Raw genomic sequence first — 25,552 nt, 5'->3', positions numbered from 1 at the left:
GCGCCCTGCATGGCAGAAGCGCCCCAAGCCGTCAATCGCGCGCGACCACGGGCGGCCTGCTGCGAATGCATGGCCGCCCTGCGTGGCGCGCGCGCCGGTTCGGACCCGTCCCTCGGACCCTGCGGCTAGGGGGCCGTCTTATGCGCCGTCGGCCTCCGCCTCTTCCATCTCGTCGACGCGGGCGACGCGGGTGCCCGCCTTGGCGCTGGTCACCACGTTCAGCGACTTCAGCTTGCGATGCAGGGCCGAGCGTTCCATGCCCACGAAGGTCGCCGTGCGGCTGATGTTGCCCCCGAAGCGGTTGATCTGGGTCATCAGATACTCCCGCTCGAACAGCTCCCGCGCCTCGCGCAGCGGCAAGGTCGCAAGGCTTCCCGACAGGATGACCCGATCGGGATCCTCGGGGCCGGTGTCGCTGGAGGGCAGCTCCTTGACCGAAACCTCGCCGCTGTCGGGGCCCAGGATCAGCACCCGCTCGATCACGTTGCGAAGCTGGCGTACGTTGCCCGGCCATACCATGGTCTGAAGCAGCGCCTCGGCCTCTTCCGAAAGCTCGCGCAGGGGCAGGCCCTGGCTGCGGTGAAAATCATCGATGAAATGCCGCGCCAGTTCGGGGATGTCCTCGCGCCGTTCCTCCAGCGAGGGGACGGCGATCGGCACCACGTTCAGGCGGTGGTAAAGTTCTTCGCGGAAGCGGCCGGCCGCCATCTCGGCCTTGAGGTCGCGGCTGGTCGAGGCCACGACCCGCAGGTCCACCCGCACCTTGTCCATCCCGCCCACGCGCTGGAACTGCTGATCGACCAGCACGCGCAGGATCTTGGACTGGCTGCCCAGCGGCATGTCAGCCACCTCGTCGAAATAGATGATGCCGCCGTGGGCCTGTTCCAGCAGACCGGGCTCGACCGAGCGGTCGGCGCTTTCCTTGCCGAAAAGCACCTCTTCCATCCGGTCCGGTTCGATCGAGGCACAGTTGACGCAGACGAAGGGTGCACTGGCCCGGTTGGAATGCTGGTGGATGTAGCGTGCCGCCACCTCCTTGCCCGACCCGGCGGGGCCAGAAAGCATCACACGACCATTGGATCCCGTCACCTTGTCAAGCTGCGATTTCAACGATTTGAAGACCGCGCTTGATCCGATCATCTCGGTCGCGCCACCGTCGGCGCGCTTCAACTCGGCATTCTCGCGGCGCAGGCGCGAGGTTTCCATCGCCCGCCCGATCACCACCATGAGCTGGTCGATGTTGAAGGGCTTCTCGATGAAATCATAGGCGCCCTGCTTGATCGCGGCGACGGCAATCTCGATGTTGCCGTGGCCCGAAATGATGACGATGGGAATGTCCGGGTTGTCGCGCTTGACGGTCTTGAGGATGTCGATCCCGTCCATGTCGCTGTCTTTGAGCCAGATATCCAGAACCATCAGCCCGGGGGGCGTGCGGTTGATCTCGGCCATGCACTCGCCGGAATTCGCGGCCAGGCGGGTGGAATAGCCTTCGTCCTGGAGAATATCCGCGATCAGTTCCCGGATATCCTTTTCATCATCAACGATAAGAATGTCACTCATGATACTGCAAACTCCCTGTTTCTCAGGCCGATTTCAGGACGCCGGCGCGTTCGGCGCCGACCTGCAAGGTGACGACCGCCATGGCCCCGCGATGCGCAGTCTCCCCGAAGGGGTCCGCATCGGTCAGCTCCAGCGTGCCGCCGTGTTCCTCGATGATCTTCTTGACGATGGGCAGGCCGAGGCCGGTGCCCTTTTCGCGGGTGGTAACGTAGGGCTCGAACAGTCGGGCCCGATCGACCGGCAGGCCGATCCCGTTGTCGCTGATGCGGATCACGACCTTCTGGTCCGTGGTCTCGACAGCGACGCGCACCTCGGGATCGTAATCCTCGGGTGCGCCTTTTTCGACAAGGCTTTCAATGGCCTCGCCGGCATTTTTTATCAGGTTCGTCAACGCCTGCGAGATCATGGTCGCATCCAGAACCGCCGGCAGCGTGCCGTCGGGGATGTCGGCGTTCAGCCTCACAGGCTCCAGCGCGGGGCGCTGCAGCAGAACGGCGCCGCGGATCAGTTCCAGGATGTCATGCTCACGCCGCTCGGGCTCGGGCATGCGGGCGAATTTCGAGAACTCGTCGACGATGCGGCGCAGGTCGTTGGTCTGGCGGATGATGACATCGGTCATCTGGGCCAGGGCCTCGCCATCCTCTCCCAGCCGGGGGGCGAACTTGCGCTTGAGCCGCTCGGCCGAAAGCTGGATCGGCGTCAGGGGGTTCTTGATCTCGTGGGCGATGCGCCGGGCGACGTCGCCCCACGCGGCCATCCGCTGAGCGCTGACCAGGTCCGTCACGTCATCGAAGGCCACCACGTAACCTTCTAGCCGTCCCTTGGCGTTGACCCGCACGCTCATCCGCACCAGCAGGCTTTCGCGCTTGCCGTGGCGGGTCAGTTTGATCTCTTCCTGGGTGGTGTCGCGCTGTCCGGCGCGAAGCTGCTCCAGCAGGTGCGAGAACTCGGGCACCACAAGGGCCAACTCCCCTTCAAGCCCGGCGCCCTCCTCCAGGTCCAGCAGCACCGCGGCCGAGCGGTTGACGAAATCGATCCGCCCCTTGCTGTCCAGGCCGATCACACCGGCAGTGATGGATGACAGGACCGAGTCGAACAACCTCCGACGCCGCTCGATCTGGCGGTTGGATTCAAGCAGCGTCTCGCGCTGGCCCTTCAGCTGCCGGGTCATCTTGTTGAAGATCCGGCCCAGCATGGCGATCTCGTCGTCGCCATCCTCTTCCATCACCTGCACGTTCAGATCCCCGTCGCCAACCCGCTGTGCCGCACTCGTCAGGCGACCCACGGGCCGCGACAGACGCTCGGCGAACCACAATCCCAGCCAGATGGCCGCCAGCATCAGGATCACCGCGAAACCAAGGTAGAGAAGGCCGAACTCAAAAAGCACCCTGCCCCGCTCATTCTCGAGCTGCTGGTAGAGGCGGACGGTTTCCTGGGTGTCGTCGAGAAGGTTGAGGATCTGGCCGTCGACCTCGCGCGAGACGTAGAGATAGCGGTCGTTGAAGGCCTCAAGCGCCACGAGGGCGCGAAACTCGTTGTTGCGCCAATCCTCGATGATGGCGATCCCGTCCTCGGTGGCGCGGGTGAAATCGCGGCGACTGGGAAGCTCGTAATCGAAAAGATAGCTGCGTTCGCCCCGGGCGCGGATCTCGCCGGTGCCGTCGATGACGTAAGCCTCGCGCAGGCCGCGCTGAATCCGCGCCTGGCCCTGGGTCAGAAGCTGGCGCAAATTGCCGTCCGACAACAGGAAAGTCGCCTGCCGCGCCACGTTGAGATAGGCGGCCAGGGACTCGGCGTCCTGGCGCAGGTCGTCGCGATGCTCCTGCTCGTAGGCCTCGGCGGCGGCGAGGGAGTTGCCCACCACCTGCCGAACCCGGTCCGAGAACCAGCCCTCAAGGCCGATGTTAACGGTCAGGGTGGCGAAGACGGCGACCAGGATCGTGGGGATCAGGGCGACAATGGCGAAAACGCCGGTCAGGCGCAGGTGCAGCCGCGAGCCGGCCGAGCGCGCCCGCCGCGCCGCGATCATCCGCGCCACCCGCTGCATCACCAGCGCCGCGATCGACAGCACATAGATCAGGTCGGCCAGCAAAACCAGCCGCAGCGCTGTTGCCGCCGAGCCGAGGTTGAGGGGGCCGAGAACCAGGTAGGTCGCCACCACCAGGACCGGGCCCAGAACCACCAGGCCGAATGTCACGATATTCTGCACCCGCCGCTGATGCCGCAGCTGGTTTACCCGTGCCCAGGTGTTCCGCTTCTTTCGCGAATGCCGCTGCGCCCCCGCCGGCGGCGTTGATGGGATGGGCCGACGCACGCTGTCTCCTGACCGCTCGAACAGGGAACGATTTCTGGTGGTGACCAGAAAGCGAACCTCCAACTGTGGGTGCGTGACCGAGGGCCTGTCCCCGAAGCGCAACGCACCTGTTGCATTCTTACATCAATTTGCGGCGGCGTGTCACGTGAATATCCAGCTCGGTGATCTTTTTTCGCAGGGTATTCCGGTTGATCCCGAGAAGTTCGGCGCATTTGGCCTGGTTTCCGCCCGTGGCCTCCAGCGCGATCTCGATCAGCGGAACCTCCACCTCCTTGAGAATACGCTGATAAAGTCCGCGCGCCGGCAGCACCCCGCCATGCAGGTCGAAATACCGCCGCAGGTGCTTGTAGACCGACGAGGTCAGTCGATCGCCGTCATCAAGCCCGATCAGCGGTTCCACCTCGGGCTGACTGCCCAGAACGCTGGTCACCGCGTTGACGCCGATCTCGTCCTCGGGCGAGGTCACGACAAGGCGGCGGACGGCGTTCTCAAGCTGGCGCACGTTGCCGGGCCAGCTGTAGGCGCGGATCATTGCCTCGGCATCGGCCGACAGCCTGCGCGCGGGGGCCCCCTCACGTTCGGCCTTGGAAAGGAAGTGCTGTGCCAGCAGCGGAATGTCATCGACCCGTTCGCGCAGCGATGGCACCTGGATCGTCACCCCGCCCAGCCGGTAATAAAGATCCTGGCGGATCACGCCGGCCTCGACCTTGCGCAGCAGGTCCTGCTGGGAGGAGGCCATGATGCGCGGTGCGTTCTGGCCAAGCGCGTCCAGCATCCGCACCACCCGCGCCTGGGCGTCGGCGTCCAGATCGCCGATCTCGTCAAACAGGATCGTGCCGCCGCGTGCGCGGGCGAGGATGTTGGTGGCACTGTCGACGCTGGTCAGATCGGCGGCGCTGACGGTGACGAAGGGCAAGGTGCGCCGGTCGCTGAAATCATGCACGGCGCGGGCGATCAGGGACTTGCCGGTGCCCGACTCTCCGGTGACCAGCACCGGCAGGTCGGTGTTCATCACCTGTGCCACCAGGCGATAGAGGGCCTGCATCTGCGGCGTGCGCCCGACCAGCGGCAGATCCTCCTGCGGGGTCTCGGCGCCGGCGGGGCGGGCCGCGGCGGCAGGGGCGCGGCGCTTGACCTCAAGCGCGCGGGCCGTCCGCTTCATCAGGTCCGGCAGATCAAAGGGTTTGGGCATGTAGTCATATGCCTCGGCCTCGGCGGCCTGGATCGCCGTCATAATCGTGTTCTGGGCCGAGATAACGATCACCGGCATGCCCGGACGTTTGGCGGTGATCTGCGGCAGCATCTCAAGACCGTTGCCGTCTGGCATGACCACGTCCGAGATCACCAGATCGCCGCGCCCCTCCTCGACCCAGCGCATCAGCGTCACCAGCGACGAAGTGGCGTGCACCTTGCACCCCGCCCGGGTCAGCGCCTGGGTCAGGACGGTGCGGATCGTGCGGTCGTCGTCGGCTACAAGGATCGTGCCATCCATCAGTTCGTCTCCTGGTCAGCGCGGGCCATGGGCAGCGAGATGCGGAACACCGTGCGGCCCGGCACGGTATCGAGGGAAATCCAGCCGTCGTGTTCCGAGACGATCTTGGAGACCAGCGCCAGGCCCAGCCCGGTCCCGTTCTCCCGCCCCGAGACGAAGGGTTCGAAGACCTCGCCGGCGATCTCGGGCGGCAGGCCCGGGCCGTCGTCGATGATCTCGACGTGCAAGGGCACGGGGCCGCCGGTGCCATCCCGGCGCTTCACCCGGATCGACAGCTCGTAGAAGGTGCGGATGCGGATCGTGCCGCCCTGGGGGCTGGCCTCCGCCGCGTTCTTGATCAGGTTCTGGAACACCTGCACAAGCTGATCGGCATCGCCCAGCGTGTTGGGAAGCGAGGGGTCGTAATCCTCGACGATCTGCATATGCGCGGCAAAGCCCAGCATCGCCGACTTGCGCACCCGGTCCAGCACGTCATGCAGGTTGATCGGCTGGCGTTGGGGCGGGCGCAGGTTGCCGAACTGCTCGACCTGATCCAGCAGCGAGGTGATGCGCCGGGTCTCGGCCACAATCAGGTCCGTCATCTCGCGGTCGGCGGCGGGCAGGTTCATCGACAGAAGCTGGGCCGCGCCGGTGATGCCGGCCAGCGGGTTCTTGATCTCGTGGGCCAGCATCTCGGACATGCCAATGGCCGAGCGGGCGGCCGATTTCGACGACAGCGCCCGGCCCAGCCGGTCCGCGAACTCGCGCGGCTCCAGCAGGATCAGAACCCGGGTTCCGTCATCGACCAGGGGCGCGATCTGAAGGTTGCACTGCATCGGCGGCCGCTCGCCACAGCCGACATCGACATCATTGACGAAAAGCGGCGCCTGGTTGGCGCGCACCCGCTCGAACGCCCCCTCAAGCGGCGCGTCCACATGGATGCGGTCCCAGACCGGCGCGCCCCGCAGCGCCCGGGCCGAGGAGTTCAGGAACAGCTCGGCCGCCGGGTTGACCAGGTCGATGCGGTCATCGACATCCACGATCACGGCCGGCACGGGCAACGAGGCCCAGATGGTTTCGGGCAGAAGGGTCATGCCGCCACCTCGACAGGGGCCTCGGCCAGGATCCGGCGCAGGCGTGGCGCGATCCGGTCGGGGTGGGTTTCGGTCAGCAGGGCGTGACGCTCGGGGTGGGCCCCCTGCCCCGCCGCGTCCAGATACCAGCCCAGGTGCTTGCGCGCGTTCTTCATCCCCAGCTCCTGGCCATAGAAGGACAGGATCGCGGCGTGATGCTCGGCCACTAGGTCGGCCAGGTCGTGGCCTTGGGGCTCCGGGCACTGGCCCCGGCCCTCAAGCCCCGCCGCGATCGCGGCAAGCTGCCAGGGACGACCGCGGGCGCCGCGCCCCACCATCACGCCCCCGGCGCCGGACAGGGACAGCGCCTTGCGGGCGGTGGCGGTATCGACGATATCGCCATTGGCGATCACCGGCAGGTCGAGCGCTTGGACCACGTCGGCGATGGCGGCCCAGTCGGCGGTCCCCTTATAGAACTGGCACCGGGTGCGACCGTGGATGGTGACCATCTGCACCCCGGCCTCCTGGGCGCGGCGGGCCAAAGGCGCCGCGTTGAGCGAGGCGTCGTCCCAGCCCAGCCGCGTCTTCAGCGTCACCGGCACCGAGACCGCGTTCACCACAGCCTCGATCAGCGACAGGGCGTGATCGGGCGTCTTCATCAGCGCCGAGCCGGAATAGCCGCTTGTCACCTTCTTGGCGGGGCAGCCCATGTTGATGTCGATGATGCGCGCGCCGCCGGCCTCGGCCATGCGGGCGGCTTCGGCCATCCAATGAGCCTCGCGGCCGGCGATCTGCACGGCCGTGCCCTCGACCCCCAGCCCCAGCTCGGCCTTGGCGCGGACCGAAGGCTTGGCCTGGACCATCTCCTGGCTGCCCACCATCTCCGAGACCACAAGCCCGGCACCGAAGCGGCGCACCAGGGTGCGGAAGGGCAGATCGGTGATTCCGGCCATGGGGGCCAGGAAGACGGGGGTATCCGGGGTTATGGATGCTATCCGAACGGTCAAATGCTCAATCCTTGTGCAACATCCTCGAGCTACCGCAGAGGCAGCCGGGATGCAACAAAACCGCCCCCCGGAAATGACCCCAGACATGCAGTGCCCAAAATTTGTGCAGACTTCCGGGCCAATGGGGCCGCCGTTGCCACAGCGCGTGCCGCTGCTTATGACGGGGGCATGAACATCACCGCAATCATCGTGGCCGCCGGGCGCGGCCTGCGCGCGGGCGGCGGCCTGCCCAAGCAGTTTCGCCCCTTGGCCGGCACCCCCGTCCTGCTGCGCACCCTTGCCGCCTTTGCCGATCATCCACGCATCGACGCGCTGATCCTCGTCACCAATCCCGACGATGCCGAAACGCTTGCCGCCCTGGATCTGGAGGCGCGCTTTCCCGGCCTGCGCCAGGTTCACGGGGGCGCGGACCGTGCCGCCTCGGTCCGCGCGGGGCTGGAGGCGGTCGAGACGGCGGGCGTCCTGATCCACGACGCCGCCCGTCCGCTGGTGGCGGCCGACCTCATAGACCGGGTGATCGATGCGCTGGACTCAGCCCCCGGCGCCGCCCCCGCCCTGCCCGTGACCGATGCCCTCTGGACCGGCAGGGACGATCTGGTCAGCGGCACCCGCGACCGCGCCGGGCTGTTTCGCGCCCAGACACCCCAGGGTTTCGCGACCGCCGCCCTGCGCGCCGCCCATCTGGCCCGCGCCGCCCAAACGGATGCGCCGCCCGCCGCCGACGATGTCGAGGTGGCCCGCGCCGCCGGCCTTGACGTCCGTATCGTCGCGGGGGATGAAACCAATCTGAAACTGACCACCGGCGCCGACTTCGCGCGCGCCGCGAAACTGCTGGGGGACCGGGTGGACATACGTACCGGAAACGGCTTCGACGTGCATCGCTTCGGCCCCGGCGACGGGGTTATCCTTTGCGGCGTGCGGGTCGATCACGACCGCGCCCTTGTCGGCCATTCCGACGCCGATGTCGGCATGCATGCCATCACCGACGCCATCTACGGCGCGTTGGGCGCGGGCGACATCGGTCGCCATTTTCCGCCCAGTGATCCGCAATGGCGCGGCATGGCCTCGGAGCGGTTTCTGGACCACGCCGTCGCCCTGGCCGCCGAGCGGGGGTTCCGCCTGTCGAACGCCGATTGCACGCTTATTTGCGAGCACCCGAAGATCGGCCCGCATGCCGCTGCAATGACAAAAGAAATCGCCCGCATCCTGCGGATCGAAGAAGACCGGGTCAGCGTCAAGGCCACCACATCTGAGCGGCTGGGCTTCACCGGTCGAGAGGAAGGGATCGCCGCCATGGCCACCGTTACCCTGATCGCCGAATGAGCCGGCTGTTCACCACCCCGCTTGCCACGCCCGTCGCCACCATGGGCGGCATCGGTTTTCTGCGCCCGGCCTCGGGGACATGGGGATCCGCCGCCGCGATCCCGCTGGCCTGGGTCATCCATGCCACGATGGGTTTTCCGGGCCTGGTGATCCTGACGATCCTGGCCTTTGGGCTGGGCTGGTGGGCAACGGGGGTGCATGTGCGCGCCACCGGCAGCCACGACCCGTCCGAGGTGGTCATCGACGAGATGGTGGGCCAGTGGATCGCCCTCTGGCCCCTGTCGGCGGGCCTGTGGCACGCGGGGGTCGATCCTTGGATCTTTCCCTACCCCGGCTGGATCGGGGCCTTCCTGATGTTCCGCCTCTTCGACATCTGGAAACCGGGCCCCGTCGGCTGGGCCGACCGGCGCGAGGATCCATTCGGCGTGATGATGGACGATGTCATCGCGGGTCTGCTGGCGGCCGTGGTCGTGGCGCTGGCGGCCGCCATCTCCCACGGGGCGCTGGGGCTGTGAAGACGCCCGCCGACAGACCGGACGCCGAAACGCCCGAGGCCCGGCTGCTGGAACTGTCGCGCGCCCACGGCATCCGCCTCGCCTGCGCCGAAAGCTGCACCGGCGGGCTGGTCGCGGCGCGTCTGACCCGGCTGGCGGGCTCGTCCGACATGTTTGACCGGGGCATCGTGACCTATTCGGACGACGCCAAGATGTCCCTGCTGGGGGTGCGCAAGGCAACGCTGGACGCCGTCGGCGCCGTCTCGGAAGAGGTCGCGCGCGAGATGGTCGAGGGGTTGCGCGCGGGTGCCAAGGCAGGCCTTGCGGTCTCGATCACCGGCATCGCGGGCCCCGGCGGGTCCGAGCACAAGCCCGAGGGCCGGGTCTGTTTCGGCCTGGCTTTTGCCGAGAGTTCTGGCCTCGCGACCCGGACCGAAACGGTCGAGTTCGGTGCCCTGGGCCGCGAGAACGTGCGCCAGGCCTCCTGCGAGCATGCGCTGCAACTGCTGATTGCGGGCTTTGCCGAGCTGTTTCACGACTGACGCTTTTTTGGGCATTCGTCCCGGGGCGCGCACAAATATGGGGCTTTCCCCAGTTTGCACAGCTATTCAGCGCCCGCCCATGCAAATGCTTCTTTTCTTTGCGCCCGTCTGTCGGCCATTGGCACCCAAACCTGCCAAAATGTCGAAAGGAAGCAAGATGAATGGTGCGGATACTGCCTGGATAACGGTGGCGACGGCGCTGGTGCTTTTCATGACCCTGCCGGGGCTCGCACTGTTCTACGGGGGCCTGGTGCGCGCGCGCAACGTGCTCAGCGTCTTCATGCAATGCTATGCCGTGGCCTGCCTGATGAGCGTCCTGTGGTTCGCGGTCGGCTATTCCATCGCCTTCGGCGGCGGCGACACCGGGTATTGGGGCGGCCTGGACAAGCTGTTCCTGGCCGGGATCGACGCCGACACCCTGTCGGGCACCCTGCCCGAGATCCTGTTCTTCGCCTTCCAGATGACATTCGCCATCATCACCCCCGCCCTGATCGTCGGCGCCTATGTCGAGCGGGTGGGCTTCGGCTTCGTGCTGCTGTTCTCGGGGCTGTGGATGCTGCTGATCTATGCGCCGGTGGTGCACTGGATCTGGGGCGGCGGCATGTTGGCCGACGGCGGCATCTTCGGAGAGACCGGGGTCAAGGATTTCGCCGGCGGCATCGTCGTGCACGAGACCGCGGCCATCGCGGCCCTGCTGATCGCCGTCTTCCTGGGGCCGCGCCGCGACCGCTCCAAGCCGCCCCACAACCCCGGTTACGTGATGATCGGCGCCTCGATGCTGTGGGTCGGCTGGTTCGGCTTCAACGGCGGCAGCCAGCTTGCCGCCGACGGCGGTGCTGCCATGGCGCTGACAGTGACCCATATCTCGGCCGCGACCGCGTCGCTGACCTGGGCCCTGTGGGAGCGGATCAAGTATGGCAAGGCCTCGCTGGTCGGCATCGTCACCGGCACGATCGCGGGTCTGGCCTCGATCACCCCCGCCTCGGGCTTCGTCGGTCCGATGGAGGCGCTGATCATCGGTGCCGTGGCCGGCATCCTCTGCCAGGAGGCGGTCAACCTTGTGCGCAACAAACTCAAGATCGACGACACGCTGGACGTCTTTGCCGTGCACGGCGTGGGCGGCATCTTCGGCACGATCATGATCGCGGCTTTCGGTGCCGGGAGCTGGGTCGCGCAGTTGGGTGGTTTGGCCATCGTCGGGATCTTCACCGTCGTGGGCACGATCGTACTGATCAAACTGGTCGGGCTGGTGACGCCGCTGCGCGTGGATGCCGAGACCGAAGTGACCGGCCTGGATCTGGCCGTGCATGGCGAACGGGCCTATGACCACGTGAGCTGAGGCCACGCCACGCCACTATTTCAGACAAGGAAAACGCGGGCCGAAAGGCCCGCGTTTTTCGTTTAACCGGATCAATCGAACCGCAGGGCCCGCCTCAGCCCTGGGCGTAAAGCTCGGCCGCGCGCCGCTCGAACGCGCGCACGATCCGCTGCATCGCCTCGTTGAAAACCACTCCGACGACACCCTGCAACACCCTGTTGCGAAACTCGAAATCGACGTGGAAATCGACGCTGCATCCGCCCTCGGGAAGGTCTGTGAACTGCCAGCGGCTTTCCATGTAGCGAAAGGGCCCGTCGAGGTAGGAGGTATCGATGCGATACTCGCGCGGCCACAGCACGACCCGGCTACCGAAACGTTCGCGGAAGACCTTGAAGCTGATGACCAGGTCGGCCTCGAGAACCTCGGCGCCCTCGGCCTTGTCGCCGGCAGGCGTGTCGCCCGCCACGGGCGTGCCGTCGAAGGGTCGGCGCGACCGGATGCGCGCCGCCGCGCACCACGGCAGGAACTCTGGGTAGGATTCGACATCGGCCACCAGCGCGAACATCTGCGCGGCGGTGTAGGGCAGGATCTTCTGTTCGGAATGTGTGGGCATGTGCTCCGTGAACTCGTCTGTGCGGCCCGGCCCGGGCCCTGCGCGCCCCGGACTTGGCGGCGGGCGCGGATTTGTTTAAGCCATGAAAATCAATGATGCCAGCCGGGTGCAAGCGGAATGCGGTCCGGCGCCGGCCTCTCCCCGCCCCCCGAAGCCCCCGGATCCGATCCGCGCAGGAGGATGCAATGAACCAGCGCTGGCTTTTGCGCATGGCCAAATGGGCCCACAACCCGCCAAGCGCGGCCCGGGTCAAGCTGGTGCTGGGCGTGGTCGCGGTGGCGCTGGCGTTGGGAGCGGTCGAGTATTTCGTGGGCTGGCCCGAGTGGCTGAAGGTCAATGCTCCGGTCAGCCGGGTGCCGAAACTCTGACCGGTGCCCCGGCGGCCCGGGGGCCTAGCCCGCCTGCCCCGCCGCACCAAGCAGCCGGTCGGCCTGCCGCTCCAGTGCCTGGGCAAGGCGTGAGCGCACCACGCGAATGCGCGGCACCTCCGACAGCTCAGCGTGGCAGGCGACCCAGATTGGCACCGAAAGCCCCCGGGCCGTGTCCCGCAACAGGCGCAGGCGCGGGTCGGCATCGGCGATGACACACGGCAGCAGCGCGCGGCCCAGCCCCGCGACCGCCATCTCGCGCAGCGTGATGAAACTGTCCGCCCCGCCGACCACCCGGTCGGGGGACACGTTGGCCTCCATCCACTCCGCCGGGCCCGAGCGTCGCAGCACGCCGCCCAGCTCCAGCCAGGGCAGCGCGTCATCCTCGGCGCCGATGCCGGCATAGGCGGCAAATCCCAGTTGCGCGGCGCAGATCCCGTCCAGGTCCTCGGGCAGGTTCTGGGTCGGGCGCACCGTCAGGTCGGCCTTCAGCCGCCCCAGCTCCACCGGCCCGTTGGAGCAGATAAGCTGCACGCTCAACTCATCCTCCTCGCCGCAAAGGCCGGACAGAAGCGGCGGCAGCACCGCGTGGCAGAACGTGTCGGTTGAGGTGACGCGCACCGTCCCGCTGAGGGGGCTGTGGATGCCGCCGATCTGACGCTCGGCCGCCGAGACCGCCCCGTCGATCTGGCGGATCGCCTCGATAAGGCGCAGACGGTCGGGCAGCACCACGTAGCCGCGCGGCGTGCGTTCGAACACCGGGCATTCCCAGCGCTCCTCGAACATGGCGACGCGGCGCAGGACGGTGGCGTGGTTGACCCCCAGCCGGCGCGCTGCGGATGAGACCGACCCCATCTCGGCGACCGCCAGCACATATCGGAAGTCATCCCATCCGGACTTGTGCAAATTTACACCGATCAATGCAAAATTTCAGTCTGTCCGCCAGTATAATCACAGATAAGATTCCCGTGCAAAACCTCGTTCCCTCAGGAGATTCTCATGAGACATTCTTCCCTGCTACTGGCCGGCTTGCTTGGCGCCACGGTCACCGCGACGGCCGTTCTCGGCGCCGCCCACATGGATCCCAAGGCGCTGGAAGATGCGGTTGCCGCGCGTCAGGCCCACATGAAGCTCTATGCCTTCAACCTCGGGCTGCTGGGCGGCATGGCCAAGGGCGAGGTCGATTACGACGCCTCGGCCGCCGAAGCCGCCGCCGCCAACCTCTCGGCCCTCGCCTCGGTCGACCAGACCCGCTACTGGCCCGAGGGAAGCGACGCAGAGGCGCTCAAGACCCGCGCCCTGCCCGACATCTGGACCAAGATGGACGAGTTCGAGACCGCCCAGGACGCGCTGATCCAGGCTACCATGAGCCTGGAAGAGGCCGCGGGCACCGACCTGGCCGCGCTTCAGGGCGCGATGGGTGACGTGGGCAAGTCCTGCGGCGGGTGCCACAAGCCCTTCCGCAAGCCCGAGTAATCGGGCGCACGGGCATGGGGGCCGGGCGCAGGGGTCTTGGCGCGGGCCTCGTCATGCTGGGGCTTCTGGCGGTCGGGCTCGGCGCCTATTGGCTGCTGACCCGGCCGGCCCCGCTGAGCGGCGCGCAGCTTAGCGGCGCGCTTGCCGCCGCCGAGGCGGTCGAGGCCGGGGGCGCCGCGACCCCCGGCGCATCGGGGCTGAGCGGGCAGCAGGTCTTCGACGCGGCGGGCTGCGCCTCGTGCCACGCGGCACCGGGGGCCGAACCCGCCGACCGCCCCGTCCTTGCGGGGGGCAAGCGTTTCGCGACCCCCTTCGGGACCTTCGTCGCGCCCAACATCTCACCCGACCCGAAGGCCGGGATCGGCGCCTGGACCGACGCGCAGTTGATGAACGCGATCATGCGGGGCATCTCGCCGGGCGGCGCCCATTACTACCCCGCCTTTCCTTACGCGACCTATGGCCGGGCCGATCCGGCCGACATCGCGCTGCTGGTCGCGCACCTGCGGGGCCTGCCGGCGGATGCCACCCCGAGCCAGCCGCACGAGATCGGCTTTCCCTTCAACATCCGGCGCAACATGGGAATCTGGAAACGACTTTTCGTCGATCACGACTGGGTCGTCGCGAATGCCGCCGAGCCCCAGATCGCGCGCGGCCGCTACCTGGTCGAGGCGTTGGCCCATTGCGGCGAATGCCACACGCCGCGCAACGCACTGGGCGGCATTGATCGCGGCGCCTGGCTGTCGGGGGCGCCGAACCCGACCGGCAAGGGGCGCATCCCCGACATCACGCCGCGCGGGCTGAGCTGGTCCGAGGCCGATATCGCAAACTATCTCAAGACCGGGTTCACGCCCGAATACGACACCGCCGGCGCCGAGATGGCCGAGGTGGTGGAGAACCTGTCGAAACTGCCCGAGACCGAGTTGAAGGCGATCGCCGCCTACCTGAAATCCCTGCCCGCCGGGAGCGAAGGCACGGGTGACGGGGCGAAATGATGCGCCGAGGGCAAGCCAGTGCTGTGACGCCGCCTAGCTGATGCCCAGCTTTTTCTGACGCGCCGCGCGCAGCCGCTCGAAATCGTCGCCCGCGTGATAGCTTGAGCGTGTGAGCGGCGTGGCCGAGACCATCAGGAACCCCTTGCCGAAGGCCGCCCGCTCGTAGCCCGCGAACTCGTCAGGGGTGACGAACCGGTCGACCCGGTGATGCTTGGGGGTGGGTTGCAGATATTGGCCGATGGTCAGGAAATCGATGTCGGCGGCGCGCATGTCGTCCATGACCTGCAACACCGACTGTCGATCCTCGCCCAGACCGACCATGATGCCCGACTTGGTGAACATCGAGGGGTCCATCTCCTTCACCCGCTGCAACAGGCGCAGAGAATGGAAGTACCGCGCACCGGGGCGGACGCCGGGATAAAGGGCGGGCACCGTCTCGAGGTTGTGGTTGAAGACGTCCGGCCGGGCGTCCACCACGATCTTGACGACCGAGGGGTCGCATTTCAGGAAATCGGGGGTCAGGATTTCGATCGTGGTGCCGGGGGCCTGACGGCGCACGGCGCGGATCGTCTGGGCGAAATGCTCGGCCCCGCCGTCGTCCACGTCATCCCGGTCGACCGAGGTGATGACCACGTGCTTCAGCCCCAGCTTCTTGACCGCATCCGCCACGCGCCCCGGCTCGAACACGTCCAGCGCCTGGGGCTTGCCGGTGGCCACGTTGCAGAAGGTGCAGCCGCGGGTGCAGATCTCGCCCATGATCATCATCGTGGCGTGGCCCTGGGACCAGCACTCGCCGACGTTGGGACAGCCTGCCTCTTCGCAGACGGTGGACAGCTTGTGCTCTCGCATGATGTCGCGGGTCTGGCGATACCCTTCCGAGGTGGGCGCCTTCACCCGGATCCAGTCGGGTTTCTTCGGCTGGGCGTTGTCGGGCCGGTGGGCCTTCTCGGGGTGGCGCTCCTGGGGCAGGCGAAGATCGCGCATGACGGACCCTTTCCGTTTGGCGGGCATTGCGACGGCTCCGGCAACCGGTGCGACCGTAGGCGTCAGGCCGGATATATCCGCTTCGCGCGCGATTGTCTTGCCGATCCCGCGGAATTCCGCCTTGCACCCCGCGCAATGCTGCATGTGCGCAATAACCGCGCCCCTTTAGGCCCCGGTGACCTTGTTTCGGGGCGGCAGATGGTCCACATCAAGCCGTGAAAACGGGGATCCATCCCCGGGGACGTGCGTTGTCGGGGTCGAACCCCCTCGTGATCGGCGTTCAGTCCCGCTGACGTGCAGAACTACAGGAGAAGCTGATGAAACCCCGCAACGAACTTCCCGACGTGACCTTCCACACCCGCGTACGCGACGAGTCGCTTGGTGGCGACAACCCCTTCCGCTGGGAAGACCGCACGACCCAGGATTATTTCGGCGGCAAGCGCGTTGTCCTCTTCGCCCTGCCGGGTGCTTTCACCCCGACCTGCTCGACCTACCAGCTGCCGGGCTTCGAGGATAATTTCGAGGCGTTCCGCGAGCAGGGTATCGACGAGATCTACTGCCTTTCCGTCAATGATTCCTTCGTGATGAACAAATGGGCCGAGGCCCAGGGCATCAAGAACATCAAGGTCATCCCGGACGGCGCGGGCGAGTTCACCCGCCGCATGGGCATGCTGGTTCGCAAGGACAACCTGGGCTTCGGCCTGCGCTCGTGGCGCTATGCCGCCGTCATCGACGACGGCAAGGTCGAGGCCTGGTTCCAGGAGCCGGGGCTTGAGGACAACTGCGCCGATGACCCCTATGGCGAGTCCTCGCCCGAGACGGTCCTGGCCTACCTGCGTGACGCCGCCAAGAGCCGCGCCGCTTAAGGCCAACCGGCACTCAGCGCCGCGCGCGTTTGCAACCCGCCATCCCCCGGATGGCGGGTTTTTTCGTGCTCTCCCCAAGGCTCTGGCCAAGCATGGATGCAGGCGCAGCATCCGCAACGCCAATGGCAGCTGACGAATGCCCCTTGCGCATGGCTCCGTGGCCTGGCCCGGCCCTCAGGCCGCCTGCGGCAGACCGGCGGCGTGGCGAATCAATTCCTCTCCGGCTTCGCGCATGGTGTCGGCCAACTCGCCCAGCCAGCCGTCGTCGGGGGTGCTGAGCCGGTGGACCAGGGCAACCTGGCGGGCGGGTTCGGGCGCGGTGAAGCGGCGGGTCGCAAGCTCGGGCGCGGCGCGGGTTTCGGTGGGCAGGGAAATCTCGGGCAGCAGGGTCAGGCCGAACCCCTGGGCGACAAGCCCCGACAGGGTCGACAGCGACGAGGCGCCAAGATCCAGGCTGCGCCCGTCGCGCCCCATGCCGCAGACCTCCAGCGCCTGGTCGGCCAGGCAATGCCCCTCATCCAACAACAAAAGCTGGTCCTGCGGCAGCGTGTCGGGGCGCAGATGCTCCTGCGCCCGGTCCATACCGGCCAGGCGCGAGCGTGAGCCCGCCAACACGAACCGGTCGCGAAACAAGGGGATGGCGCGCAATGTCGGGGCGGTGATCGGCAGACTCATCACTGCCGCATCCAGGCGTCCCTCGGCCACGTCGGTCACCAGCTGGCCGGTCATCGCCTCGCGGACGCGAATGTCCAGGGTCAGGTCGGCGGCCTTCAGACGGGTCAGCGCCACGGGCAGAAGATAGGGCGCGATCGTCGGGATCACCCCCAGCCGCAGCGCCCCCGCCAATCCACGGCCCAGCCCCGCCACTCGCCGCAGATCCTGCGCGTCGGCCAGAAGCTGGCGCGCCCGCACCAGCACCGCCTGCCCCGACCGGGTCAGCCGAATTTCCCGCGGAAGACGTTCGACCAGGATAGTGCCCAGGCGCTGCTCCATCTCCTTGATCTGTTGGGACAGGGCCGGTTGCGATACATTGACCCGCGTGGCGGCCATGTTGAACGATTGCGTATCGGCAAGGGCCACGAAATAGCTAAGCTGGCGAAGGGTGATGTCCATAATCTTAAATTATCGCACCGCAAAGATAATACAATTTCTATTTATATCCCCGCCCCGTCATACTTCGCCCGAACCCATTCATCGGAGGAGACGACCATGTCCGACAAGAACCGCCTGACAACCACCGCGGGGGCCCCGGTTCCCAGCAACAACACCAGCGCCACGGCGGGCGAGCGCGGTCCCGTTCTGCTTCAGGACTACCAGCTGGTCGAGAAGCTGGCCCACCAGAACCGCGAGCGGATCCCCGAGCGTGTCGTCCATGCCAAGGGCTGGGGTGCGCAGGGCACGTTCCGGGTCACCCACGACATCACCCAATACACCTGTGCCGACATCTTCTCGAAGGTGGGCAATGAATGCGAGATCCTGTCGCGCTGGTCCACCGTCGCCGGTGAGCTTGGCGCCGCCGATGCCGAGCGTGACGTCCGGGGCTTTTCGCTGAAGTTCTACACCAATGAGGGCAACTGGGACGTGGTGGGCAACAACACCCCCATCTTCTTCGTGCGCGACGCCTTCAAGTTCCCCGACTTCATCCGCACCCAGAAGCGCCACCCCAAGACCAACCTGCGCAGCCCCGAGGCGATGTTCGATTTCTGGGCGGCTCAGCCCGAATCCGTGCATCAGGTGACGATCCTGATGTCTGACCGGGGCATTCCGGTGAACCCGATGCACATGCACGGATACGGCAGCCACACCTATTCCATGTGGAACAAGGACGGCGTGCGCCACTGGGTTAAATTCCACTTCCGCTGCCAGCAGCCGATCCAGAACTACACCAATGCCGAGGCCGAGAAGCTGATCGGGTCGACCCGCGAAAGCTATCAGGAAGACCTCTACAACGCGATCGAGGACGGCAACTTCCCCCGCTGGGAGCTAAACATCCAAGTCATGCCCGAGGCCGAGGCCGAGACCTGCGGCTTCAACCCCTTCGACCTGACCAAGGTCTGGCCGCATGGCGACTACCCCCTGATCCCCGTCGGCATGCTCGAGTTCGACCGCAACCCCGAGAACTATTTCCAGATGGTCGAGAACGCGGCCTTCAGCCCCTCGAACAAGGTGCCCGGCATCGGCTACAGCCCCGACAAGATGCTTCAGGCGCGGGTCTTTTCCTATGCCGACGCCCACCGCTATCGTCTGGGCACCCATTACGAGGCGCTGCCGGCCAACGCGCCCAAGGCCGCGGCCGGGCTCAATCATTACCACAAGGACGGCACCATGCGGTTCTTCACCAATGATTTCGGCAACCCCGACGCCTATTACGAGCCGAACCAGTATGGCGGCCCCGTGGCCGATCCGTCGGTGGCCGAGCCTCCGCTTCGGATCAACGGCGACGCCGACCGCTACGTGCAGCAGGAAAGCGACGCCGATTACGTCCAGCCCCGCAAGCTTTACGCCGAGGTGCTGAACGATGCCGAGCGTGACCGGCTGCACAAGAACATGGCGGCGGCCTTCGGCCCCTGCTCGCGCAGCGTCAAGGATCGTTGGTTGGCGGTACTGGAGAAGGTGCATCCCGACTACGCCGCCGGCGTGCGGGCGGCGGACGCGGCCTCGGATTCGGACGTGAACGCGATCCCGGTCAGCGACGAGACCCCGACCGAGGCGGCCGAGTAAACCGCGCGCCCTGCAAGGGGCAGCCGACAAATGGAAACGCCCGGCCAATCGGCCGGGCGTTTTTGCATTGCGACGGGGGCGCCGGGGATCAGCCGATCAGGCGCGAATTGCCCTCGGGCAGGCTATCGTAATGGGCGTGAAGCTGTTGCAGGGCGATGCGTAGCACGACCTTGCCCGACCGGGCCGACCAGCCCATTCGCTTCTCGGCGGCCTCCAGCCCCTCCAGAAAACAGCAACAGCGCAAAAGGATGTCGCCCAGCCCCGGCCCCAGCGCCGACAGCGCCGCCATCACCCGGTCCCGGGCCGCCTGGGGGCCGTGCCCTGCCCCGCCCGCGCCATAGGCGCCGCGATCCCCCCCGCTGAGAAACCTGTCCCAATTCTGGGCCACGCGCGGCCCCATCTGCGCCAGCTCGAAATCCTCGCGCAGACGCTCGCCCGCGCGCACCAGCTCGGGCGGCAGGAAGGCCTGGCCGGTCTTGGCATCGCGCCGGCGCGACAATGCCAGCAAGGGCGACTCGGCCAGGTTGTAACGCGCCCGGCGCGGCGCCTGGCCGGCGGCGGGAATGGGGCCCGAATGATCCTCAGGCGCCCAGTCCCGGTGCTGATCGGCAAAGGGCTGGATCCCCTCGGCCCCGTCCACGCCCGCCTTGTCATCGGGCGGCGGTGTGCCCTCTGCCCGTCCGCCGCGGGCCTGGGCCAGCAGCCGCTTCAGCGCCGCGCGCCCGACGGTCGTGATCTCGTAGCGGGCGATGCGCCCCTTGGCGGCGCAGGCGATCCATTCCTTCACCGCAAAGGCGCGCGCGACCTCGTTGTCGAGGACCGCCGTGCGAACCGGATCCTGATCCGGTTCGGTCCGGCGCAGGACCACGGCCTTGGCCAGCCCCGGCGAGACGACCAGCGAGGCGCCGGTTTCGCACAGGCGGCGCAGGATGCGACGCGCCTCCCGTTCGATGGTGTCCTGATCGAGTGAGGTGGTGGAGCGGATCATCGTCGTCATGGGCGCGGATTCCTCAATATTCTTTTCATGTGAAATGCCGTGACCCCGAGGGGCGGAGGGGACGCGCCCGCAGGCCTGTCCGATCTCGTTCAATGCCTGATCGAAAAGCGGGTCGTCGCGCCGGGTCTCGCAACGCCGGACCTGGCGAAGCACGGTCGAGGCATGCACCCGTCTTCCCCGTGCCAGGCCGCGCAGGCTGGCGCCGGCCTCGACATGGAGAAGGTAGAGGCGCACGTCCTCGGGCACCCAGTCCGGAAGTCGCAGCGCGCGGCCTCCTCCGGTCATGTCCGGTTGATGTCCCATCGCCCTCCAACCCCTTGGTTCACCGGCGGAAACATCGTTTGATTGTCTTACTTACTCGTTAAATCATACCAATTTGGCTCAAATTGTTTCCATTCGCTAAACATTGGTTAAACCATGGCGCGGCACATCCCCCAGCGCGCAACAGCACCCCGCCCGTCGCCATGATGACGGTCCTGGACCAACTTGGGGGATGGACATGGATGACGTTTCGACACGGCTTGATGCACTGCGCCGGCCACGACTTCTGATCCGTGCCGCGCGCCATGCGCTGCGCGACTATGATCGCGGCAAGCTTTTGCGAAGGCTGCTGGCAACCGACAGGCCGCCCGCGCCCGACCGGGCGCTGGACCGATTGATGGATCAGGAAGATGCGCTGGAATCTGCCCGGCGCGAGGGGGACGCCGCCTACAGCGTAAGCCGCCATATCGAGGTGCTGGTCGCCCTGATCGGCGAGGCAAGGCTGCGCCGTCAGGGCGCGGCCTGAACCGTGGCCGGCCCGGCCCCCGATCGCGCGGGGGCCGGGCCGGGATCAATCGTCAGCCGCTGCGGCCGTCGATCTCGATCTTGCGGCGGGCCACGAAGTCGCGCAGCGCCTCGTGGGTCGCAGGATCCATCTCGGGCTGCCGGTAATCGGACAGCAGCTTGTCGACGCGCACGGCCGCAAGGGTGGCGCTGTCGCGGGCGCCTTCCTCGGACCAGGTCTCGAAGGGCTTGTAGTCGAAGACCTCGCTGCGCCAGAAGGCAGTCTTGAAGTTGGCCTGGGTATGGGCGCAGCCCAGGAAGTGCCCGCCCGGCCCCACCTCGCGCAGCGCATCCATCGCCTGGGCGTTCTCGTCCATCTCGACGCCCCGCGCCATGTGATGCAGCGCGCCGAGTTGATCCGCGTCCAGCACGAATTTCTCGGGCGAGGCCACAAGCCCGCCCTCAAGCCAGCCGCAGGCATGAAGCATGAAGTTCACGCCGGACAGCAGCCCTGTGTTGAGCGAGTTCGCCGTCTCGTAGGCGGCTTGGGCATCAGGCAGCTTCGAGCCGCAGAACGACCCGGCGGAGCGGTAGGGCAGCCCCAGACGCCGTGCGAGTTGCCCCGCACCATAGGTGATCTGCGCGGCCTCGGGGGTGCCGAAGGTGGGCGCGCCCGAGTTCATGTCGATGGAGGTGACGAAGGCACCGAAGATCACCGGCGCACCCTTGCGGACAAGTTGGCTGTAGGCCACGCCCGCCATCACCTCGGCCAGCACCTGCGCCAGCGTGCCCGCAACCGAAACCGGCGCCATCGCGCCGCCCACGATGAAGGGCGAGATGATCGAGGCTTGGTTGTTGCGCGCGAAGACCTCAAGCGCGCCCATCATCACCGAGTCGAACGTCAGCGGCGAGTTGATGTTAATGAGCGAGGTCATGCAGGTGTTCTGCTGCACGAAATGGGCACCGAAAAGCACCTCGCACATATCAACCGAGTCCTGCGCCCGCGAGGGTTCGGTGACCGATCCCATGAAGGCCTTGTCCGACAGGGTCATGTGAGCAAACAGCATATCAAGGTGACGCTTGTTGACCGGCACGTCGGTCGGCTCGCACACGGTGCCGCCCGAGTGGTGCAGCCATTTGGACATGTAGCCCAGCTTCACGAATTTCTCGAAGTCCGCCATCGTGGCATAGCGGCGCCCGCCTTCGGAATCGCGCACGAAGGGCGGGCCGTAGACCGGCGCCAGCACCAGATTGCGGCCTCCGATCTCGACGTCCTTGTTGCGGTCGCGAGCGACCTGGGTGAATTGCGAGGGCGCGGTGGCGCACAGGCTGCGGGCCAGGCCGCGGGGGATGTGCACCCGTTCGCCGCGCACGTCGGCGCCGGCCTCGCGCCACAGCTCCAGCGCGCCGGGGTTGTCGACGAAGTTGACGCCAATCTCTTCCAGCACGGTCTCGGCGTTGCGCTCGATGATTTCCAGCGCCTCCTCGTCCAGGATCTCCAGATCGGGGATGCGGCGGCGGATGGCGGGCGCGGTCTCGAAGCGGACGGCCGTGCGCTCGGCCCGGCGGGCCGCCCCACCGCCGCCACGGGTACGTCTGCGGGCGGGTTGTGCGGTTTCACTCATCTAGGCAGCCTCGCGTTCACGTCTGGTTGCGGGCCTGCGGCGGCCCGGTTCACGCCCGGTCTAGCGCACCTCGCGGCGGCGCCTCGCTCGGATTGCGGCGGATCAGGATGGAAAGCGACACCGTGACCGGTTGCATGACGTTACGGCCGCCTGCCCCGGGAATGGCCGATCGGCTTGATCATCTGGTTAAACTGCTGCTTTACGGGGCCACGGCCTTTGGTTTAGCTAGCGCAATGGATTTTTGTCCGAACAGGGAGAATATCAAATGAAAAAGCTGCTTCTGGCCTCTGCGGCCACTGCCTTGCTGGCCGGTCCGGGCCTTGCCGCCAGCCACTCGAACGAGATCAAGATCGGCGTGCTGCTGGGCTTCACCGGCCCCATCGAATCGCTGACCCCCTCGATCGCCGCCGGCGCCGAGCTGGCGATGACCGAAGTGAACGAGTCGGGCCTGCTTCTGGACGGCGCGACCGTGACGCCCGTGCGCGGCGATTCGACCTGTGTCGACGCCAGCGCCGCCACCGCCGTGGCCGAGCGTCAGATCACCGATGACGGCATCAAGGGCATCATGGGCGCCGACTGTTCGGGCGTGACCGGCGCGGTTCTGGCCAACGTGGCCGTGCCGAACGGCATCGTGATGATCTCGCCCTCCGCAACCTCGCCCGCGCTGAGCGAAGCCGAGGACAATGGCCTGTTCTTCCGCACCGCCCCCTCCGATGCCCGTCAGGGCGAGGTGATGGCCGACGTGCTGATGGAACAGGGCGTCAAGGAAGTCGCCGTCACCTACACCAACAACGACTACGGCAAGGGTCTGGCCGACGCTTTCCAAGCCGCCTTCGAGAAGGCCGGCGGCAAGGTCACGATCAGCGCCGCGCATGAGGACGGCAAGGGCGACTATTCGGCCGAGGTCGGTGCACTTGACTCCGCCGGTGGCGAGCGTCTGGTCGTCGTGGGCTATGTCGATCAGGGCGGTTCGGGCATCGTCCGCGCGGCGCTGGACGCCGGCGCCTTCGACACGTTCCACTTCCCCGACGGCATGATCGGCGACGCGCTGACCGAGAAGTTCGGCGACGAGATCGAAGGCTCCTCGGGTCAGCTTCCGGGCACCGACAGCCCCGGCGGCGACAAGTTCAAGGAACTGGCCGGCGATGCCGCTGACGCCTCCTCGCCCTTCACCCCCGAGGCTTATGACGCCGCGGCGCTGATGATGCTGGCCATGCAGGCCGCAGGTTCGGCCGAGCCCGGCGACTACAAGGACAAGATCGAGATGGTCGCCAACGCCCCCGGCGAGCAGATCTTCCCCGGTGAGCTGGCCAAGGCGCTGGAAATCCTGAAGAACGGCGGCGACATCGACTATGTTGGCGCCACCGCAGTCGAGCTGATCGGCCCGGGTGAATCCGCCGGCAGCTACCGCGAGATCACCATCAAGGACGGCAAGATCGAGACCGTCAAGTATCGCTGATCTCTGAACTTTACGACGCAACAGCCCGGCTTTGCCGGGCTGTTTGCATAAATGGAACTGATGAATGATCGAAGTGCGCAACATGGTGAAGTCGTTCGGCGGGTTCCGCGCCGTTGACGACGCGAGCCTGACGATCGAGACAGGCTCGATCACCGGCCTGATCGGCCCCAACGGCGCGGGCAAGTCCACGCTGTTCAACGTCATCGCCGGGGTTCACAAGCCGACCTCGGGACAGGTGCTGATGGATGGCGAGGACATCACCGGCCTTGCCCCGCACCAGCTGTTTCACAAGGGCCTGCTGCGCAGCTTTCAGATCGCGCATGAGTTCAGCACCATGACCGTGCGCGAGAACCTGATGATGGTCCCCGCCGCCCAGACCGGCGAGACCCTGTGGAACGCCTGGTTCCGGCGCGGCCAGATCGCCGCCGAGGAACGCGCGCTGGCCGAAAAGGCCGACGAGGTTCTGGACTTCCTGACCATTTCTCATCTCACGCATGAACTCGCCGGCAACCTGTCGGGCGGCCAGAAGAAGCTGCTGGAGCTGGGGCGCACGATGATGGTCGATGCCAAAATCGTCTTTCTGGACGAGGTCGGTGCCGGCGTGAACCGCACGCTTTTGCGCACCATCGGCGAGGCGATCCAGCGGCTGAACCGCGAACGCGGCTACACTTTCTGCCTGATCGAACATGACATGGATTTCATCGCGCGCCTTTGCGACCCGGTGATCGTGATGGCCTCCGGCTCGGTCCTTGCGCAGGGCAAGGCCGACGAGATCATGCAGAACGAAGCCGTGATCGAGGCCTACCTGGGCACCGGGCTGAAGAACAAGGTCGAGACATGACAGAACATGCATCCGCCCCCCTTGCCGGGGACGCGCCCTTCCTGATCGGCGAGGCCATGTCCGGCGGCTACGGCACCGGTCCCGACATCCTTCATGGCTGCACCATCGCCGTGAACCGTGGCGAGATTGCCGTGATCGTCGGGCCCAACGGCGCCGGCAAGTCCACCGCGATGAAGGCCGTCTTCGGGATGCTGGACCTGCACTCGGGATCGGTGCGGCTGGACGGGCAGGACATCACCGCCCTCAGCCCGCAAGAGCGGGTGTCGCGCGGCATGGGCTTCGTGCCCCAGACCTCGAACATCTTCACCTCGATGACGGTCGAGGAGAACCTTGAGATGGGCGCCTTCCTGCGCCGCGACGATATCCGCCCCACGATGGAGCAGGTCTATGACCTGTTCCCCATCCTGCGCGACAAGCGCCGCCAGCCCGCAGGCGAGCTGTCGGGCGGCCAGCGCCAGCAGGTGGCCGTGGGCCGCGCCCTGATGACCAAGCCCAGCGTGCTGATGCTGGACGAGCCGACCGCAGGCGTGTCGCCCATCGTCATGGACGAGCTTTTCGACCGCATCATCGAGATCGCCCGCACCGGCATCTCGATCCTGATGGTCGAACAGAACGCCCGCCAGGCCCTTGAGATCGCCCATCGCGGCTATGTCCTGGTGCAGGGTGCCAATGCCTATACCGACACCGGCAAGGCCCTTCTGGCCGACCCCGAGGTCCGCCGCACATTCCTGGGAGGCTGATCG

General features: G+C 66.8%; 24 protein-coding genes. 13 read left to right on the top strand and 11 right to left on the bottom strand.

The features are described 5' to 3' along the window. Positions 1–138 precede the first annotated feature (138 nt). From ntrX to dusB, 5 genes are all read right to left on the bottom strand, one after another. The gene (gene ntrX / locus CLV77_RS07150; protein WP_076978624.1) at positions 139–1,560 is read right to left on the bottom strand and encodes a nitrogen assimilation response regulator NtrX; all 1,422 of its coding nucleotides are present in this window, start codon (positions 1,558–1,560) and stop codon (positions 139–141) included. Positions 1,561–1,582: 22 nt separating this feature from the next. Continuing rightward, the gene (locus tag CLV77_RS07145; RefSeq protein WP_083707633.1) at positions 1,583–3,769 is read right to left on the bottom strand and encodes a sensor histidine kinase NtrY-like; all 2,187 of its coding nucleotides are present in this window, start codon (positions 3,767–3,769) and stop codon (positions 1,583–1,585) included. A 223-nt stretch (positions 3,770–3,992) separates the two neighbouring features. Then, positions 3,993–5,366 carry a sigma-54-dependent transcriptional regulator gene (locus CLV77_RS07140; RefSeq protein WP_076978625.1) on the bottom strand — a complete coding sequence of 458 codons (1,374 nt, stop codon included), beginning with the start codon at positions 5,364–5,366 and terminating at the stop codon, positions 3,993–3,995. Continuing rightward, entirely contained in the window at positions 5,366–6,439 is a 1,074-nt protein-coding gene (locus CLV77_RS07135) for a two-component system sensor histidine kinase NtrB (RefSeq protein WP_076978626.1), read from the bottom strand. The genes CLV77_RS07140 and CLV77_RS07135 overlap by 1 nt, the downstream gene beginning before the upstream one ends. Further along, positions 6,436–7,371 carry a tRNA dihydrouridine synthase DusB gene (gene dusB / locus CLV77_RS07130; RefSeq protein WP_233128035.1) on the bottom strand — a complete coding sequence of 312 codons (936 nt, stop codon included), beginning with the start codon at positions 7,369–7,371 and terminating at the stop codon, positions 6,436–6,438. The genes CLV77_RS07135 and dusB overlap by 4 nt, the downstream gene beginning before the upstream one ends. Positions 7,372–7,593: 222 nt before the next feature. On the opposite strand from dusB, the gene CLV77_RS07125 reads away from it, so the two are divergent. The 4 genes from CLV77_RS07125 (at position 7,594) to CLV77_RS07110 (ending at position 11,123) form a co-directional block, all read left to right on the top strand. After that, the gene (locus CLV77_RS07125) at positions 7,594–8,748 is read left to right on the top strand and encodes a bifunctional 2-C-methyl-D-erythritol 4-phosphate cytidylyltransferase/2-C-methyl-D-erythritol 2,4-cyclodiphosphate synthase (protein WP_076978628.1); all 1,155 of its coding nucleotides are present in this window, start codon (positions 7,594–7,596) and stop codon (positions 8,746–8,748) included. Then, positions 8,745–9,263, top strand: coding sequence for a phosphatidylglycerophosphatase A family protein (locus tag CLV77_RS07120; RefSeq protein ID WP_076978629.1), 519 nt, complete (start codon positions 8,745–8,747; stop codon positions 9,261–9,263). Before CLV77_RS07125 ends, CLV77_RS07120 begins: the two co-directional genes overlap by 4 nt. Further along, positions 9,260–9,784, top strand: a complete 525-nt coding sequence (locus CLV77_RS07115) for a CinA family protein (protein WP_076978630.1) — start codon at positions 9,260–9,262, stop codon at positions 9,782–9,784. Before CLV77_RS07120 ends, CLV77_RS07115 begins: the two co-directional genes overlap by 4 nt. 157 nt (positions 9,785–9,941) lie before the next feature. Next, a complete protein-coding gene (locus CLV77_RS07110) occupies positions 9,942–11,123 on the top strand; it encodes an ammonium transporter (RefSeq protein ID WP_076978631.1) in 1,182 nt (393 codons plus the stop codon). A 94-nt stretch (positions 11,124–11,217) separates the two neighbouring features. Here CLV77_RS07110 and CLV77_RS07105 read toward each other — a convergent pair whose 3' ends face one another. Next, complete coding sequence (locus CLV77_RS07105) at positions 11,218–11,715, bottom strand: type II toxin-antitoxin system RatA family toxin (RefSeq protein WP_076978632.1); 498 nt, start codon at positions 11,713–11,715, stop codon at positions 11,218–11,220. Positions 11,716–11,900: 185 nt separating this feature from the next. Here CLV77_RS07105 and CLV77_RS07100 point away from each other — a divergent pair, with 185 nt between their 5' ends. Beyond that, a complete protein-coding gene (locus CLV77_RS07100) occupies positions 11,901–12,083 on the top strand; it encodes a hypothetical protein (RefSeq protein ID WP_076978633.1) in 183 nt (60 codons plus the stop codon). Positions 12,084–12,107: 24 nt separating this feature from the next. Here the strand turns inward: CLV77_RS07100 and CLV77_RS07095 are convergent, their stop codons facing one another. Beyond that, on the bottom strand, positions 12,108–12,989 hold the full coding sequence (locus tag CLV77_RS07095; RefSeq protein ID WP_076978634.1) for a LysR family transcriptional regulator: 882 nt from the start codon (positions 12,987–12,989) through the stop codon (positions 12,108–12,110). A gap of 93 nt (positions 12,990–13,082) precedes the next feature. Here CLV77_RS07095 and CLV77_RS07090 point away from each other — a divergent pair, with 93 nt between their 5' ends. Further along, a complete protein-coding gene (locus CLV77_RS07090; RefSeq protein ID WP_076978635.1) occupies positions 13,083–13,559 on the top strand; it encodes a c-type cytochrome in 477 nt (158 codons plus the stop codon). Between the two features lie 53 nt (positions 13,560–13,612). Further along, a complete protein-coding gene (locus CLV77_RS07085; RefSeq protein ID WP_236861005.1) occupies positions 13,613–14,551 on the top strand; it encodes a cytochrome c in 939 nt (312 codons plus the stop codon). A 33-nt stretch (positions 14,552–14,584) separates the two neighbouring features. Here CLV77_RS07085 and lipA read toward each other — a convergent pair whose 3' ends face one another. Then, the gene (gene lipA, locus CLV77_RS07080) at positions 14,585–15,535 is read right to left on the bottom strand and encodes a lipoyl synthase (RefSeq protein ID WP_076978637.1); all 951 of its coding nucleotides are present in this window, start codon (positions 15,533–15,535) and stop codon (positions 14,585–14,587) included. A 317-nt stretch (positions 15,536–15,852) separates the two neighbouring features. On the opposite strand from lipA, the gene CLV77_RS07075 reads away from it, so the two are divergent. After that, positions 15,853–16,401, top strand: a complete 549-nt coding sequence (locus CLV77_RS07075; RefSeq protein ID WP_076978638.1) for a peroxiredoxin — start codon at positions 15,853–15,855, stop codon at positions 16,399–16,401. 174 nt (positions 16,402–16,575) lie between these two features. Here the strand turns inward: CLV77_RS07075 and CLV77_RS07070 are convergent, their stop codons facing one another. Continuing rightward, positions 16,576–17,514, bottom strand: a complete 939-nt coding sequence (locus tag CLV77_RS07070; RefSeq protein WP_076978639.1) for a hydrogen peroxide-inducible genes activator — start codon at positions 17,512–17,514, stop codon at positions 16,576–16,578. Between the two features lie 96 nt (positions 17,515–17,610). Here CLV77_RS07070 and CLV77_RS07065 point away from each other — a divergent pair, with 96 nt between their 5' ends. Further along, positions 17,611–19,122, top strand: a complete 1,512-nt coding sequence (locus CLV77_RS07065) for a catalase (protein WP_076978640.1) — start codon at positions 17,611–17,613, stop codon at positions 19,120–19,122. 88 nt (positions 19,123–19,210) lie between these two features. On the opposite strand, the gene CLV77_RS07060 is transcribed toward CLV77_RS07065, so the two are convergent. Next, complete coding sequence (locus CLV77_RS07060; protein ID WP_076980921.1) at positions 19,211–20,404, bottom strand: DUF6456 domain-containing protein; 1,194 nt, start codon at positions 20,402–20,404, stop codon at positions 19,211–19,213. A gap of 214 nt (positions 20,405–20,618) precedes the next feature. Here CLV77_RS07060 and CLV77_RS07055 point away from each other — a divergent pair, with 214 nt between their 5' ends. Next, positions 20,619–20,906, top strand: coding sequence for a DUF6477 family protein (locus tag CLV77_RS07055; RefSeq protein WP_076980922.1), 288 nt, complete (start codon positions 20,619–20,621; stop codon positions 20,904–20,906). A 52-nt stretch (positions 20,907–20,958) separates the two neighbouring features. Here the strand turns inward: CLV77_RS07055 and CLV77_RS07050 are convergent, their stop codons facing one another. Further along, positions 20,959–22,509, bottom strand: a complete 1,551-nt coding sequence (locus CLV77_RS07050; protein ID WP_076978641.1) for a trimethylamine methyltransferase family protein — start codon at positions 22,507–22,509, stop codon at positions 20,959–20,961. 265 nt (positions 22,510–22,774) lie between these two features. Here CLV77_RS07050 and CLV77_RS07045 point away from each other — a divergent pair, with 265 nt between their 5' ends. From CLV77_RS07045 to CLV77_RS07035, 3 genes are all read left to right on the top strand, one after another. Further along, a complete protein-coding gene (locus CLV77_RS07045) occupies positions 22,775–23,968 on the top strand; it encodes an ABC transporter substrate-binding protein (protein WP_076978642.1) in 1,194 nt (397 codons plus the stop codon). Between the two features lie 64 nt (positions 23,969–24,032). Beyond that, complete coding sequence (locus CLV77_RS07040) at positions 24,033–24,809, top strand: ABC transporter ATP-binding protein (protein ID WP_076978643.1); 777 nt, start codon at positions 24,033–24,035, stop codon at positions 24,807–24,809. Beyond that, a complete protein-coding gene (locus CLV77_RS07035) occupies positions 24,806–25,549 on the top strand; it encodes an ABC transporter ATP-binding protein (protein ID WP_076978644.1) in 744 nt (247 codons plus the stop codon). Before CLV77_RS07040 ends, CLV77_RS07035 begins: the two co-directional genes overlap by 4 nt. Positions 25,550–25,552: the final 3 nt, after the last annotated feature.

The organism is Brevirhabdus pacifica (genome assembly GCF_002797755.1).
GTDB lineage: Bacteria > Pseudomonadota > Alphaproteobacteria > Rhodobacterales > Rhodobacteraceae > Brevirhabdus > Brevirhabdus pacifica.
Note: the sequence above shows the minus strand (reverse complement) of the source record. Positions and strands in the feature narration are given on the sequence as shown.

Excerpts from the sequence above, each read along its gene's own strand:
- ntrX (WP_076978624.1), bottom strand. The coding sequence starts at position 1,560 with ATGAGTGACATTCTTATCGTTGATGATGAAAAGGATATCCGGGAACTG.
- CLV77_RS07140 (WP_076978625.1), bottom strand. The coding sequence starts at position 5,366 with ATGGATGGCACGATCCTTGTAGCCGACGACGACCGCACGATCCGCACC.
- CLV77_RS07135 (WP_076978626.1), bottom strand. The coding sequence starts at position 6,439 with ATGACCCTTCTGCCCGAAACCATCTGGGCCTCGTTGCCCGTGCCGGCC.
- dusB (WP_233128035.1), bottom strand. The coding sequence starts at position 7,371 with ATGGCCGGAATCACCGATCTGCCCTTCCGCACCCTGGTGCGCCGCTTC.
- CLV77_RS07125 (WP_076978628.1), top strand. The coding sequence starts at position 7,594 with ATGAACATCACCGCAATCATCGTGGCCGCCGGGCGCGGCCTGCGCGCG.
- CLV77_RS07120 (WP_076978629.1), top strand. The coding sequence starts at position 8,745 with ATGAGCCGGCTGTTCACCACCCCGCTTGCCACGCCCGTCGCCACCATG.
- CLV77_RS07110 (WP_076978631.1), top strand. The coding sequence starts at position 9,942 with ATGAATGGTGCGGATACTGCCTGGATAACGGTGGCGACGGCGCTGGTG.
- CLV77_RS07105 (WP_076978632.1), bottom strand. The coding sequence starts at position 11,715 with ATGCCCACACATTCCGAACAGAAGATCCTGCCCTACACCGCCGCGCAG.
- CLV77_RS07100 (WP_076978633.1), top strand. The coding sequence starts at position 11,901 with ATGAACCAGCGCTGGCTTTTGCGCATGGCCAAATGGGCCCACAACCCG.
- CLV77_RS07090 (WP_076978635.1), top strand. The coding sequence starts at position 13,083 with ATGAGACATTCTTCCCTGCTACTGGCCGGCTTGCTTGGCGCCACGGTC.
- CLV77_RS07085 (WP_236861005.1), top strand. The coding sequence starts at position 13,613 with ATGCTGGGGCTTCTGGCGGTCGGGCTCGGCGCCTATTGGCTGCTGACC.
- lipA (WP_076978637.1), bottom strand. The coding sequence starts at position 15,535 with ATGCGCGATCTTCGCCTGCCCCAGGAGCGCCACCCCGAGAAGGCCCAC.
- CLV77_RS07075 (WP_076978638.1), top strand. The coding sequence starts at position 15,853 with ATGAAACCCCGCAACGAACTTCCCGACGTGACCTTCCACACCCGCGTA.
- CLV77_RS07070 (WP_076978639.1), bottom strand. The coding sequence starts at position 17,514 with ATGGACATCACCCTTCGCCAGCTTAGCTATTTCGTGGCCCTTGCCGAT.
- CLV77_RS07065 (WP_076978640.1), top strand. The coding sequence starts at position 17,611 with ATGTCCGACAAGAACCGCCTGACAACCACCGCGGGGGCCCCGGTTCCC.
- CLV77_RS07060 (WP_076980921.1), bottom strand. The coding sequence starts at position 20,404 with ATGACCGGAGGAGGCCGCGCGCTGCGACTTCCGGACTGGGTGCCCGAG.
- CLV77_RS07055 (WP_076980922.1), top strand. The coding sequence starts at position 20,619 with ATGGATGACGTTTCGACACGGCTTGATGCACTGCGCCGGCCACGACTT.
- CLV77_RS07050 (WP_076978641.1), bottom strand. The coding sequence starts at position 22,509 with ATGAGTGAAACCGCACAACCCGCCCGCAGACGTACCCGTGGCGGCGGT.
- CLV77_RS07045 (WP_076978642.1), top strand. The coding sequence starts at position 22,775 with ATGAAAAAGCTGCTTCTGGCCTCTGCGGCCACTGCCTTGCTGGCCGGT.
- CLV77_RS07040 (WP_076978643.1), top strand. The coding sequence starts at position 24,033 with ATGATCGAAGTGCGCAACATGGTGAAGTCGTTCGGCGGGTTCCGCGCC.
- CLV77_RS07035 (WP_076978644.1), top strand. The coding sequence starts at position 24,806 with ATGACAGAACATGCATCCGCCCCCCTTGCCGGGGACGCGCCCTTCCTG.